The organism is Pseudonocardia sulfidoxydans NBRC 16205, from assembly GCF_007989085.1.
Classification (GTDB): domain Bacteria; phylum Actinomycetota; class Actinomycetes; order Mycobacteriales; family Pseudonocardiaceae; genus Pseudonocardia; species Pseudonocardia sulfidoxydans.
This window is the reverse complement of sequence record NZ_BJVJ01000013.1, coordinates 39478-52138: the sequence shown is the minus strand read 5'-3', so window position 1 is coordinate 52138 and position 12661 is coordinate 39478. Positions and strand designations below refer to the sequence as shown.

At 70.1% G+C, this 12661-nt stretch carries 10 protein-coding genes and 1 pseudogene; 6 read left to right on the top strand and 5 right to left on the bottom strand.

The features are described from left to right. Positions 1-69 precede the first annotated feature (69 nt). Positions 70-1278: an MFS transporter gene (locus tag PSU4_RS09225; protein WP_147104946.1), complete on the bottom strand. Its 1209-nt coding sequence runs from the start codon at positions 1276-1278 to the stop codon at positions 70-72. Positions 1279-1459: 181 nt separating this feature from the next. Between PSU4_RS09225 and PSU4_RS09220 the strand changes: the two genes are divergently transcribed. Then, positions 1460-2137 carry an MOSC domain-containing protein gene (locus tag PSU4_RS09220; RefSeq protein WP_147104943.1) on the top strand — a complete coding sequence of 226 codons (678 nt, stop codon included), beginning with the start codon at positions 1460-1462 and terminating at the stop codon, positions 2135-2137. A gap of 50 nt (positions 2138-2187) precedes the next feature. Beyond that, entirely contained in the window at positions 2188-2364 is a 177-nt protein-coding gene (locus PSU4_RS31195) for a hypothetical protein (RefSeq protein ID WP_186816836.1), read from the top strand. Positions 2365-2455: 91 nt separating this feature from the next. Here PSU4_RS31195 and PSU4_RS09215 read toward each other — a convergent pair whose 3' ends face one another. Together PSU4_RS09215 and PSU4_RS09210 are read right to left on the bottom strand one after the other, a co-directional pair. After that, the gene (locus PSU4_RS09215) at positions 2456-3124 is read right to left on the bottom strand and encodes a maleylpyruvate isomerase family mycothiol-dependent enzyme (RefSeq protein WP_147104940.1); all 669 of its coding nucleotides are present in this window, start codon (positions 3122-3124) and stop codon (positions 2456-2458) included. 69 nt (positions 3125-3193) lie between these two features. Beyond that, a complete protein-coding gene (locus tag PSU4_RS09210) occupies positions 3194-8656 on the bottom strand; it encodes a DUF3320 domain-containing protein (RefSeq protein ID WP_186816835.1) in 5463 nt (1820 codons plus the stop codon). 272 nt (positions 8657-8928) lie between these two features. Here PSU4_RS09210 and PSU4_RS09205 point away from each other — a divergent pair, with 272 nt between their 5' ends. The 3 genes and pseudogenes from PSU4_RS09205 (at position 8929) to PSU4_RS09195 (ending at position 10312) form a co-directional block, all read left to right on the top strand. After that, positions 8929-9501 (top strand): DUF998 domain-containing protein, encoded by a 573-nt coding sequence (locus PSU4_RS09205; RefSeq protein ID WP_186816834.1) that lies wholly within the window; start codon positions 8929-8931, stop codon positions 9499-9501. Beyond that, positions 9426-9668 (top strand): annotated as a pseudogene (locus PSU4_RS32995) (DUF1707 SHOCT-like domain-containing protein); the annotation flags it as partial. The gene PSU4_RS09205 and the pseudogene PSU4_RS32995, both read left to right, overlap by 76 nt. Before the next feature lie 92 nt (positions 9669-9760). Beyond that, a complete protein-coding gene (locus PSU4_RS09195) occupies positions 9761-10312 on the top strand; it encodes a hypothetical protein (RefSeq protein ID WP_147104931.1) in 552 nt (183 codons plus the stop codon). Between the two features lie 94 nt (positions 10313-10406). On the opposite strand, the gene PSU4_RS09190 is transcribed toward PSU4_RS09195, so the two are convergent. Further along, positions 10407-10691, bottom strand: a complete 285-nt coding sequence (locus PSU4_RS09190) for a hypothetical protein (protein ID WP_147104928.1) — start codon at positions 10689-10691, stop codon at positions 10407-10409. Between the two features lie 434 nt (positions 10692-11125). On the opposite strand from PSU4_RS09190, the gene PSU4_RS09185 reads away from it, so the two are divergent. Further along, a complete protein-coding gene (locus PSU4_RS09185) occupies positions 11126-12082 on the top strand; it encodes an ABC transporter substrate-binding protein (RefSeq protein ID WP_147104925.1) in 957 nt (318 codons plus the stop codon). On the opposite strand, the gene PSU4_RS09180 is transcribed toward PSU4_RS09185, so the two are convergent. Further along, entirely contained in the window at positions 12072-12650 is a 579-nt protein-coding gene (locus tag PSU4_RS09180; protein ID WP_186816833.1) for a TetR/AcrR family transcriptional regulator, read from the bottom strand. The genes PSU4_RS09185 and PSU4_RS09180 overlap by 11 nt on opposite strands. Between the last annotated feature and the right edge of the window lie 11 nt (positions 12651-12661).

Genomic DNA, 12661 nt, shown 5'->3' with positions numbered 1-12661 from the left:
CCTTCGTCGGGTCCCGGCCCCGACGCTAGCGGAACCAGTGGATCAGAGCGCGGCTCGCGGCGACGCGCGTCAGGCGTGGTCCGGAACCGGTGCCGCCGTCCCGAGCGCGAGCACCGCACCCAGCACCGCGCAGCCGGCGAGCAGCACGAACACCGGCGGGTAGCCGCCGAACACCCCCGCGAGGGCGGCGCCGGCCCAGGGGGCGAGGGCGGTCGCGACGGTCACCGGGGCCGAGACGATCCCGTTGAGCCGGCCGTAGTGCGTTGCGCCCCAACGGTCGCTGACGGCGGTGGCCTGCAGCAGCGTCACGACCCCGCGGCTCACGCCCATCAGCAGCGACGCCCCGAACAGCAGCGCGGTGGGCCCGGGGACGAGCCCGAGCAGGGCGGTGGTCGCGGCGGCGGCGAGGAGGATGACGACGGCACGGGTGCGTGGGGTGAGGCGCCCGGTCATGCGTCGGTAGCCGAGGCGGCCGACGAGCTGCGCGACCCCGGCGAGGCCGAGGGCCCAGGCTGCGGCGTGGGTGGAGAGGCCGCGTTCGATCAGCAGCGGGACCTGGTTGACCAGCACCGCGAAGGACGTGAAGGTCCCGAGCGCGACGGCGACGACGATCAGCACGAACGGCCGGCTGCGGGCGATCGTGCGTGGGGCGCCGGTGTCGTCGTCCGACGTGCCCGTGCGGGCGGCCGCGGGCCATGGGCCGCGCAGCCCGATGGCGTGCGCCGGGATCGTCACGACGGCGAGCACGACCGCGAGGACGAGGTAGGTGTGCCGCCAGCCGAGGTGGTCGAGCAGCGTCGCCGACAGCGGCGCGAACACCGTGCCGGCGAGCCCGCCCAGCATCGTGACGGCGGTGAGCGCGGTGACCCGCCGCGGCCCCCACCAGCGGGTCAGCGCGGCGAACGCGGGTGGGTACAGCGTCGCCGACATCGCGACGCCCGCCACCAGCCACGCCGCCACGAACAGCGGCAGCGTCGGCGCGAACGCGACCCCGACCACCGCGGGCACGGCGAGGACCGATCCCACGGTCATGACGGGCCGCGGGCCGATGCGGTCGAGCACGCGTCCGGTCCAGATGCCGACGATCGCCGACACCACGAGTCCGGCCGAGAACGCCGCGGTCACGGTGGCGACCGACCAGCCCGTGTCCCCCGCGACCGACGGCGCCAGCACCGGGAACGCGTAGTAGAGGACGCCCCAGCCGACGATCTGGGTCAGGCACAGCACGACCAGGACCCGGCGGAGCCCGCGTTCGTCGAGGGCGGCGGTGAGCGGCATCGTCGGTCAGCGTCGCCCACGACCGCCGGATCGGCAGGGCGGGGTGAACGCTGCCCGTCCGGAGCGCTGCGTCGGTGACGACGCCGGCGCCTGCCACCTCGGCAACGTGGAAAACTCGGCATCGGGTCGCGCCCCGAGCTGCGGCCCTCGGGGAGCCCCGACAGGTGGGAGGAGACGTGCGATGCGCGTGCTGATCGTGTCCGTCGGTGACACGGACTCGTTGCGCTGGAACGGGCGCACCGTGCCGTCCGCGATGGCGAAGGTCCCCGCGCGCGGCCCGGTGGAGGTGGGCACCCTCGGGTTCCTCGGCGACGAACAGGCCGACCGGAAGAACCACGGCGGGCCCGACAAGGCGGTCCTGCTCTACCCGGGCGAGCACTACCGGGCCTGGGAGCACCTTCCCGACGACGTCGAGCGCCCCGCGTTCGGCGAGAACATCACCGTCGAGGGCATCCTCGAGTCCGACGCCGTGATCGGGGCCGTGTACGCCGTGGGCACGGCGGTGCTGCAGGTGTCCCAGCCGCGCCGCCCGTGTTTCAAGCTCGCCGCCCACCACGGCATCCACGACATGGCGGTCCGCGTCCAGAACACGGGCCGCACCGGCTTCTACGCCCGCGTGCTGCAACCCGGCCGGATCGGCGGCGGCGACGTCGTCGAGGCGATCCGGGTGCCCGAGCACGGGATCACCGCCGCCGAGGTGCACCGCGTGCTGAACATCGACCGCGACGACCTGCCCGCCGCGCGACGCCTGCTCACCACCCCCGACCTGCTGCCGGACTCGTGGGTGACGATCCTGCGCCGGCGCCTCGACGGGCAGCTCGACGAGCAGTCCGCGCGCCTGCACGGCGCGAAGAACTAGGGATCGGCCCCAGGGAAGCTCCGCCGCCGACCCGGAGGGGGACGAGGACGATGAGTGGCGACCCGGCACGGATCCATTTCACGGACGCCGACTACGACGGTCAGCTGGGCCGCACGCTGTCGATGGCGGTCGTGCACGCCGCCGACCTGGGCGAGGCCATGGCCGCCGCCCGCCGCGTCCACCACCCCGACCGCGACGCCTGGTTCAGACCCTGTGAGCGGCAATAGTCGCTATAGCGACTATTGCCGCTCACAAGGGGTGAGGATCGCGCCGACCCCTCACGGGAAGCACTCACCTACCGCGCCTCCCGTACACACCTCAGCTCGGCGTGACCCCCAGCCGCGCGCCGAGGACGTCGACACCCGGTCCTTCGAGCCCCGCCAGCCCCGACCCGCGTCCGGAGGCGACGAGCAGGAGATCGACGTCCGCGCCCCGCACCTCCGGTCCGTCGCCATGGACCCAGCCGGAGCCGGTCGAGACCAACCGCACCCCGGCCAACCGCTTCGGCCCGCCCATGAACGCGTTGCAGGCGACGTGATCGAGACTCGCGGTCACCACCTCCGGCGGCGACCCGTAGGGCACGCCGAGCGGACGGAAGATGTCCTGTCCGTGGATCACGAGGTCCATGAGGGGGTCCATGGGGCCGCTGCCGGGGAACCGCCGTGACGACTCCGCGCTCTCCCGCAGCTGCGCCACCAGCTGGCCGGTGGTGAACGCCGCCGCCCGGCGCGCGGCGAGGTCGACCTCCATCCGGTCGAAGGACCCGCGCGCCCGGATCGCGGCCGCCACCAGCATCGGCACCGTCAGCCGGGTGGTCGTCGTGAGGTGGGCGAGGACGTCACGGACCGTCCACCCCGTACACAGCGAGCGGGTCGCGAGCTGAGTCTCGGAGAGGGCGGCGACGTGAACGGCGAGGCGCCGACGCTCGGCGGACACCGCGGCGTCGACGACCTCGCGGGGCAGTGCGGCCGGGGATGTGGGGCTCATGTCCGATACGACCGTTCGCGACGGTGAAACTCGTCGAACCCGTGGGATGACGAGGACACCCGCAGCGCGTCAGCCGATCGACCCGACCCGCAGTCCGCTTTCCGACCTCTCCAACCGACCCTGCTCCACGAGTTCGTTCGTCGTGGCCGTCAGCCGCCGCGAAATCTCGGGTCCGACCCGATTCCAGCCGTACAGCCGGGCAACCTGCACCGACACGTCGTCTGCCTCTATGCCGGCAGAGTCGCGGACAAGGTTGAAGACAGCCGCCTCCAACTCGGCTGGGTGCACCTGTTCAACCGTCCGCCGGCACTCGTCGGCGGGAGTCCTCACGCGTACCGCGGCGCCTCCGGGAGGGTCGAGGAAGTCGCCGTCCCGGACGACCGCTGAGCGCTGCAGAGCTTCGTCGAGGCGGCGGCGGATCCGCACACCCATCTGCCCGATGGACCAGGCCTGGCGAAAGCGCTGGTGGACGATGTCCATGTGGACAGGGCCTTCCATTGCGGCGATCTTTTGCAGCGCAAAGATCATTTCGTCCACTGCGCCCGCTTCGTGCGGTTCGACCCATCGAGGCCTGCGGCCGATCCGCGCGACGCGGTACTCCTCCGCCCACTCGGGAACTTCCGAGAACTCCACTTCCACGAGTCGTGGCACCGGACGTTCCGGCGCCGGTTCCGGCGTCTTCCCTCCGAGCAGGCCCCGGACCGGCATGCGGACGGCGCTCTCGATCGCCTTCTTCAGGTGCTGTTCGGCGCCCTGCCGGTCGCGGTACCACGCTGTGCCCCAGATCCTGTGCATGGACCAGCCGAGACCGACGAGCACCTGGTCGCGAAGCCTGTCCCTGTCACGGGCGACCCGTGACGAGTGGTACTGAGCGCCGTCGCACTCGACACCGAGCACGTAGACCCCCGGCAGATCGGGGTGGTGCACAGCCATGTCGATGCGATATCCGGCCGCGCCGACCTGGGGTGTGACGTCGTACCCCCAGGAACGGATCGTCCGGATGACCGATTCTTCGAAAGGCGACTCCGCGTCGCCTCCTGTTGCTGTGCTGAGCGACAGCGCGGGAAGACCGCGCTCGGCGAAATCAAGGTAGCGGCGGAGGTGCCGGACTCCCTCGTTCAACGTCGAGTTCCCGATGTCGCCGGCCCTGAGCGAGCTGACGATCTCATTGCGGTACCGAGCCCGGGTGACGGCGACGTTGAGCCGACGCCAACCGCCGGCCCGGTTGAGAGGGCCGAACGTATTGGTTGTCTTCCCGTTCTCATCCGGTCCGTAGCCGATCGAGAAGATCATGACATCGCGCTCGTCGCCCTGGACGGACTCCAGACTCTTGACGAAGAACCCGTCCAGGCGGCTCTCGGCGAATGCCTCGTCCAGGTCCGCTCGATCGCGCCGAGCCTCCTCGACGGCAGCCTCGATCGCCGACGCCTGAGCCTCCGAGAACGTCACGACTCCCACCGACCTTCCAGGGCGGGAGTCGTAGTGGTGGATGACGCGCTCAGCCACCTTCGCCGCCTCGATCGGGTTGTCCCGTGACGACCCACGCCTGTACACGCCCTGGACAGGAATCAGCTCGACCCCGACATCGGGACCCTCATGATCGGCGCCGGGGAATGTCACGAGCTCGCCGCTGTAGAACGAAGTGTTCGAGAAGGCGATCAGCGATTCGTGTCGGGATCGGTAGTGCCATTTGAGCGTCAGACTGCGGAACGATCCCGAGCCTTTCACAAGGTCCAGGATTGATTCGAAGTCCATCGCGTCGTCGGCCTCGTCGACCCACTCGTCGCCGTCGTCCGAGGCGAGTGCGAAGAAGTTCGTCGGAGGCAACTGCTTTGCATCGCCCGCCGTAATGAGAGCCGAGCCGCGATAGACGCAGTTGATCGCGTCCATCGGAGCCACCTGACTCGCCTCGTCGAAGATCACCACGTCGAATTTGAGACTGGCCGGCAAGTATTGGGTGACGGCAAGCGGCGACATCATGAAAACCGGCTTGATCGCCTGCACGACATCCTGCGTCCGCTCGATCAGCGTCCGCACTGGCATGTGTTTCTTCTTCTTCTTTGCCTCATTGCTGATCACAGCAGCCTGTCCGACCTGACGGCGCGGACGGCGCTCGTTGCACTTGTTGATGATCCGTCCGACGCTCGTCTCGACGAGTCGGCGGTCGAGCTCCCGGAAGTCGGCCACCAGGGCGTCACGATCCGTCCCACGGACCGGGCTCAGAGCCTCGTCCTCTGCGATGTGGTGGTCGACCCATTCACGCAGGACAGCCTTCTCGATGACCGCTGGAACCTGTTCTGCAGACACCTGCGTCCGCACACAGAACTCGACCGCCTCGCCGAGGCCCAGGACCTCCAGCGCGTCCCTGCTCGTGCGGTACGCGAACCAGTCGTCCTGCCCTGCAGCATCGTCGAGCAGCGCCGTCAGTAGTTCGCGTGCTCCCTCGACGTCATCGAGTTCGGCAGTCAGCTCGGCTCGCCGTGAGTCGTCGAACGCTGCGACGACGGAACCGCGACGCTCACGCCAGCCGTCCGAAGCTGTTCGCACAGCGGCAGGATCGCCACCCTCGCCCAGCGCAGCAACCTGCGCGGCGGTGAGTGCGCCGCCGGTCATGTCGCGCAGTCGGTGCAGCCAGACAAGAGCAGCGTGCAGTCCGTCGAGATCCGTCCGGTCGCCCGCGTACAGGTCGCCGAAAGCGGTTCGATCGTCCTCCGCCGCCGACTCGAACGAGGCGAGTGCGTGCTGCATCTCCCGCTGGAGCAGGAGAAGCCCCCGGGCGTCGGCCACGTTCCATGTGCGATCCGTTGCGTCATCGACCGGCGCCAGCTCCTTCCGGACCGACTGCAGCGCCCTCAGATGTTCGTCGATCCACTCGATCGCGCCGTCGACGGTTCCTGTCATCAGCTGTGGTCTGGGACCGACCTCGACCGCGACGTCGAACGCGGCACGCCATTCCGTGAGGGCCGCTCCGGCCGTTTCGAACGCGCGCTTCAACGAAGGCGAGGTGTACGCATTGTGCGCGATCTGAGCAGCGGCGCCGTCGAGGAGCATTCCCGGGTATCGATCGGAGACAGCGGCCGCACGGGCAAGTGCACGGGACACCCGCGCCGCATCTGTCTTACGGCCCCGGAAGTAGCTGCCGAGTTCGCGCGAATAGCCCCCTGCTGCGTCGGCGAACTCGCCGACCGCCTTCTGCCAATCGACGATGAGCCCGAGTTGCGCTCGTGCGTCGGCGGCCCCGACGCCCTCGCGTGTGAACGAGACGACCGTCGCCTTGTCCCGCCGGCACGCGCCGCCGAACTTGCGGATACCGGTGTGCACGGTGCGGAATCGCTCCATCAGGCCCGCTGCATCCGCATCGAGGGCGGATTCGTCGAACAGCCGGACGGCAGCGGCCTCGGCGTGGTCGAGTGCGGCGCCCCTGGCCTGGAGGTCGTCCAGTGCCCGCCGTGCAGTGTCCCGAGCAGCGTTCCGGAACCATGCGGCCTCCGGGCGGTCGACGTCCTCCGCGACCGACGCGACGAAGAGCAGGTCGTCGCACTCGGCGAGCGTTCGCGGGGTCGGCAGACGAAGCAGGCCGGCCAGGTCGTCGAGTGCAGACCGGGCGGTGTCGAGCCGTGTCCGATCGGCGAGCAGTCTCTCGACGAGCCGGTCGATGGCAGGTGTCGTCAGCTGCTCGACGTCCAACGGCCTCGGCGCAAGGTTCTCGGGGTAGCCGGGGCTCAGAGTCCCCTGAGCGAACCCCAGAGGTAGCGACGACCACGACACCCCGGCGCGGCCCGACACCTCGTCACGCAGCCGACGGAGCGTCGTCAACTGCGCTGAGAGCTGATCGAGAGCAGCCTCGATCCCCGCAGGTGACGGAACGGTGAGCCAGCTTTCGGGCACGCCTGCTGGACGCGCGAGGTAGTGCTCCAGCAGATCGGCGACCCTCGCTGCCTGCGAAAGGCGACCGATCCCGAATTCCCGGACGACGGCGTTGTTGACCTGCAGCATCGCATCGAGACGGTCCAGAGCCCGTAGACCCGCTTCGAGGTGCGACGTGAGCGCCGGCCGACGCGTGACGCGACGCCACAGGAATGTCGATCCCTCCAACGCCGGTCGCCACGCGCGCGCCAGATCCTGCGCATGCTGCGTGATGTCTCCGAACCGCTTCTGGGTCAGGTTGTCAACGGGGTGGCCGGTCGCAGGGGCCGACGCGACGTCGGAGAGCTCGGAAATCCGGCCGACGACGCTGTGCAACGACCTACCGAAGGGAGCCCTCGGCTCGTTCATCGCCGCGGCGTAGCGGTTGAGCTGGGTCAATCTCGTCCGCAGCCGGTCGAGCTCGACCGCGTCCATGCTCGGCGGGGCAATCGGCCGATGTGTGAGCGCGTGTCCCAGCTCAGTCGCGACCTCCTTGCGGGTCGCCTTGCTCGAATGCAGCTCCAAGAGGAACGGGCCCAGACCCGCCCCGGCGAGACGGTTGCGGACGACATCGAGGGCGGCGGCCTTCTCCGAGACGAACAGGACGGTCCGACCGGCCTCGAGCAGGGCCCCGATCATGTTGGCGATCGTCTGCGACTTGCCGGTGCCGGGAGGGCCGTCCATGACGAAGGACCGCCCGCCGACCGCCGCGGCGATACAGGCCCGCTGCGAAGAGTCCGCGTCGAGCACGAGCGGAGTGCGATCGACCGGCGCTCGCTCGTCGACGTCCTGGTCTCGCAACTCGGCGAAGTCGAAGTCGGTGACATCCTCACCGCGGCCACCAGCCGTCAGAGCGACGACGCCCGGATGCGCCGCGATCAGATCTTCGTTGTCGAGCAGGTCGCGGTACATCGCTTCTTTGGCGAAGGTGAAGTAGGACAGGACCGTGCGGTCCTCGACCCGCCATCCACGCTGTCTCGCAACGGCACGCCGAACCTGATCCAGCACAGCCGACGGGTCGATCTCGTCGGCGCCGGACACGTCCGGCAGCTCCACCTCCGAGTCGGCGAGCTTGAGCGTCAAGGCCGGATTGAGGACTGCGTCGTCCTCGGCGGGCGCGAGGTGCGGAAGCATCCGCGGCCCGGTGTACATCAGCTCCACGGGCACCAGCAGCAGCGGACTCGAGAACTTCGCACCGGAGACATCGACCCACTCAAGAGTCCCGATCGCCAGGTACAGGATCCGGAGGCCTCGATCGAGATACTCCTGGTGCGACCGCCGGAGCAGGTTCCGGAGTGCACCGCTGAGCTCTCCGTCCGAGGCTGTTGTCCGGAGTTCCTCGAGCCCTCGCCCTGATCGCTCGGCGGCCCCGACCACGGCGTCCTTGGTCATGTCGACGACTAATTCCGTGAACGTGAAGTGCCGCCCGGCAGCGAGGCGGCGCAGGATGCCTGACGCGTCGGGTCCGACGATCGTTACCGCACTCGTCTTTCTCGGGCGAAAGTTCAGCAGTCTGTTCGACGCGGACAAGTTGACGAGGCCGTCCCGCCACGACCGCACCGTGTCGCGGACAAGCCGCTCCCGCTCCCCATTCGCGACACCGTGCTCCACGTACTCGCCCTCCACCGCAGCCCACACCGCACACACGTCCACACTCGATCAACAGGACCGTCGCCCCGAACTGCGCCCGTGTTACGACGTATCGCGAAGATTCGAAGGAGACGTTCGGAACCGCGAGGCCCACAGCACATCACTGCTCGGGCGCCCGGTCGCCCCAGGTACCGACCTGGAGCGCGGCGAGGGCTGAGCCCGGCACCGCAGTGCCGTCGTGCGAGGGGGCAGCGCATAATCCTCAGCCTCGAAAGGCGGATATGTCTCCTTCGCGCCGGGCTGCGACGATGCCCTTCCTGGTGGTCACGATCGTCGCCGCGATCGTCGATCTCGTTGTCCTCGCGGTGTTCCACATCGCGCGCCCGGAGGTGGATCCGCTGACGCGCCCGACCAGCGAGTACGCGTTGGGCGCGTACGGGTGGGCGGCAGCGGTGGCGACGGGGATCGTCGGCCTCGGTGCACTCGCGCTCGCCTGGGCGGTGCGGACGCAGACGCGGCCCGCCGCGGTCGTGCTCGCGATCTTCGGGGCGGCGAAGGTGGCGCAGGCGTTCTTCCCGATCGACCCGGCCGGGGTGGTGACGACCACCGGGCAGGTGCACAACGTCCTCGGCAACATCGCATTCTTCACGCTGCCGCTGGCGGCGGTCCTCGCGGTGCGGGCGCTGTCGCCGCGATGGCGGTGGGCGCCGCCCGCAGCGGCGGGGCTCGTCGTCGCGGTCGTCGCGGTGCTCGCGGCCGACCTGCACGGGGCGTTCGGCGTCGCGCAACGCGTCTATCTCGTCGGGTGCTCGCTGTGGATGCTCGCGGTCGCGGCGGTGGGCATCGCCGACCTGCCCGACCGCACCCGGGACGTGTCGTGAGCGGGGTGTCGCGGCGGGCCACCCGGGCGCGCGACGCCGACCGGTCCGCGACCTGCGCGATCCTCGACAGCGCGCTCGTCGACGGGCAGCTCGACACCGTCGAGCACCGCGAACGCATCTCCACGGCGATGACCGCGACCACGCTCGCCGAGCTCGCGGCGCTCACCACCGACCTGCAGACTCCGGACCCGGCACCGGTCGCCGCCGCGCGCCCGCCGCGCACCGGGTCCGGTCCGGTCCGCGGGCCTACCTGGTCGGCGTGGCGGTGGTGTTGTGCGTGGGTCTCGTCGCGACGATGTGCGGGATCGCGAGCTCGCGACCGGCGGTGTCGACGTCGCCCGGCGCCGCCGGTGCGCCGCCGTCCGCGGACACGGACCTCTTCGGCGCGACGGGCTGGCAGGCGATGCTCGGGTGGCTGCGGTCGGAGCACGGTGGGACCGTCGTCGTCGGGGCGACCGTCTATCCGACGTACGCGCGGATCGAGATCGTCGAGCCCGACGATGCCCGGCACACCCGCCGGGTGGCCTACCCGCCGCGGTCCGGCGCGAGTGACCTCACGGGGAACCGGAAGCTCGACGGCCCCCTCGTCGACCTCGCAGGTGTCGATGACGCCGCGGTGCGGGCCCTGCTCGCCACTGCCCCGGAGCGGCTGCGCGTCAGCGACCCGACCTCGACGTACGTGCTGTTCGGCTTCCCGACGCGGCCCGTGGACCAGATCGGCGTCTACGTCGCCAACGAGCACAGGCAGAGCGGAATGCTCACGGCGACGGTGCGCGGCGAAGTGCTGTCGGTGTCCCCCGTCGAGGGCTGACCGCTCCCCGCGGTCGGTGCGGGGCGCCGGGGCCGGACACGGCGATGCGCGCCCGGGCGGTGGGCCCGGACGCGCATGTCGTGTGGTCGTCGGATCAGCTGCTGTAGGACCAGTCGTCGCACTTGCCGTACTTGTCGTCGCAGTCGTACTTGCTGCCGTACTTGTCGTCGCAGTCGTCGTACTTGTCGTACTTGCTGTCACAGTCCTCGTACTTGTCGTACTTCCCGTACTTGTCGTCGCAGTCGTTCCACTTGTCCTTGCCGCCGTAGCCGTCCCACTTGTCGTTGTCCCACTTGTCGTTCTTGCCGCCGTAGCCGCCGTAGCCGCCGTCCCACTTGTCGTTGTCGTAGGACTTGGAGGGGCAGGTGCTCTTGAACATTCTGGGGCTCCTTCGTCGTTTCCGGTGTTCCTTCGCTGACGAGAACTTTGCCGGTTTCCTGCCGCGATGTGGATCGAGTGCACCCCCGGACAGGAGGGGGTAAACCCCCCTTTCCACCACCTTCGGACGGGCACAGGCCCTCCGGCTGCTCCTGCACGTCGTCCCGCGGGGCCGATCTTTCCCTCCACCAGAGGCTGACGCTGCGAGTTCCGCATTGCGGTGCAGGCACCCGAGGGCGCGACGGTCGTCGCCGGCGCGCCGGCGACCGGGTCCGCCACGGACCTGATCGGGGACGACGTCCTCGCGTCGCCGAGGGTGTGCCCGATCGTGTGCGCGGCGCGGCCACGCCCTGCTCGACGCCCGTGCCGCCCCGGCGTCGTCGCCCTGTGCAACCCCTGTTGTTTGATGTCCAAACAACGACTTAGGATGCCCTCATGAAGCGACTCCTGGGCGCCGCCGCCCTCGTCCTGGTGCTGGCCGGGTGCAGCGCCACACCCCCGGCGGCGGAGCAGCAGCCCGCCGAGACGACGTCCTTCCCGGTGACCGTCACGCACTCGCTCGGCTCGACCACGATCCCGAAGGAGCCGGTCCGCGTCGTCACGCTCGGCCCGTCGGACGCCGACGCGGTGCTCGCGCTGGGCGTTGTCCCGGTTGCGATCCACAGCCGCTACGGGTTCGAACGCGGCGTCGGCGCCTGGGCCGAGCAGAAGCTCGGGACGGCGACCCCCGCGGTGACGGGCGGACGCGAACTGTCGTACGAGGCGATCGCCGCCGCGCGTCCCGACCTGATCATCAACGTCGCCTCCGGCGGTGACCGCGAGGAGTTCGACACGCTCTCCAAGATCGCCCCGACCGTCGCGCTGCCGACCGGCGCCCAGCCCTACTCACCCCGGTGGCAGGACTCGACCCGGCTGATCGCGCAGGCCCTGGGCAAGCCGGCCGAGGGCGACACACTCGTGACCGCCACCGAGGCCTACCTGCGGCGTACCGCCACGGACAACCCGTCGTTCGCCGGGAAGACCGTGACCTATCTCGACGTCGTCTCGGGCGAGACCTACGTCGGCGGCAAAGAGGCCACCGTGGTCACGACGATGCACGAACTGGGCTTCGTCGACACCCCGTACGTCGAGGCGCTGCCCGCCTCCGACACCCAGCACGCCCTCTCCGCCGAGCTGCTCCCCCGTATCGACTCCGACGTGCTGCTCGTCTACGGGTTCGGTTCGAGCCGCGACGAGGTCCTGGCGGGCAACGTCGGCCTCGCGAACCTGAACGCGGTGAAGAACGGGCACGCGTACTTCCTGCCCGACCTGGCGCTGTCGTCACCGTCGGTGCTGTCGATCCCGTACGGCATCGACGCGATGCTGCCGTTCCTGCGTACCGCTACGGGCTGACGGCGCTCTCCGGGCCGAGCGCGCGGGCCGATCCGTCGCCCGGGAGATCGGCGAGGCCGGCGACCATACCGTCGACGAGGGCACGCACCGTCCACCGGAAGAGCTCGCTCGGCTCGTCGGGATCGGCCTGCCAGCGCCTGCTCAGGGCGTTGTCCGCCGCGGCGAGGGTGACCGAGACGACGCGGCTGAGCAGGACGTAGGCCTGGTCGTCGGTGAACTCCGGGGCCATCGCCCGGAAACGGGCGATGCTCTCGGAGAACAGCTGCAGGGTCTCGGGATGGTAGGGACCGTCCAGCAGGTAGCGCTCGATCCCGGGATGGCGGCGGGCGAGCTGCCACATCTGCTCGGCGACCTCCAGCAGGTGCGGGCGCCATCCCGTCTGCTCCGCCGGCAGCGGGTACGTGGCGTGGGCGCGCGCCGCGGCCCGCGAGTACAGCTCCTCCCGGGACCCGACGTAGCGGTAGAGCGCCATGTCGGTCACGCCGAGCTCCCGGGCGACGGCGACCATGCTGAAGCGGTCGAGCCCCTGGGCGATCGCCGTCTCCAGGATCTGGTCGAGATTCAGCACGGGTCGACGGT

Excerpts from the sequence above, each read along its gene's own strand:
- PSU4_RS09185 (WP_147104925.1), top strand. The coding sequence starts at position 11,126 with ATGAAGCGACTCCTGGGCGCCGCCGCCCTCGTCCTGGTGCTGGCCGGG.
- PSU4_RS09205 (WP_186816834.1), top strand. The coding sequence starts at position 8,929 with ATGCCCTTCCTGGTGGTCACGATCGTCGCCGCGATCGTCGATCTCGTT.
- PSU4_RS09225 (WP_147104946.1), bottom strand. The coding sequence starts at position 1,278 with ATGCCGCTCACCGCCGCCCTCGACGAACGCGGGCTCCGCCGGGTCCTG.
- PSU4_RS09220 (WP_147104943.1), top strand. The coding sequence starts at position 1,460 with ATGCGCGTGCTGATCGTGTCCGTCGGTGACACGGACTCGTTGCGCTGG.
- PSU4_RS09215 (WP_147104940.1), bottom strand. The coding sequence starts at position 3,124 with ATGAGCCCCACATCCCCGGCCGCACTGCCCCGCGAGGTCGTCGACGCC.
- PSU4_RS31195 (WP_186816836.1), top strand. The coding sequence starts at position 2,188 with ATGAGTGGCGACCCGGCACGGATCCATTTCACGGACGCCGACTACGAC.
- PSU4_RS09190 (WP_147104928.1), bottom strand. The coding sequence starts at position 10,691 with ATGTTCAAGAGCACCTGCCCCTCCAAGTCCTACGACAACGACAAGTGG.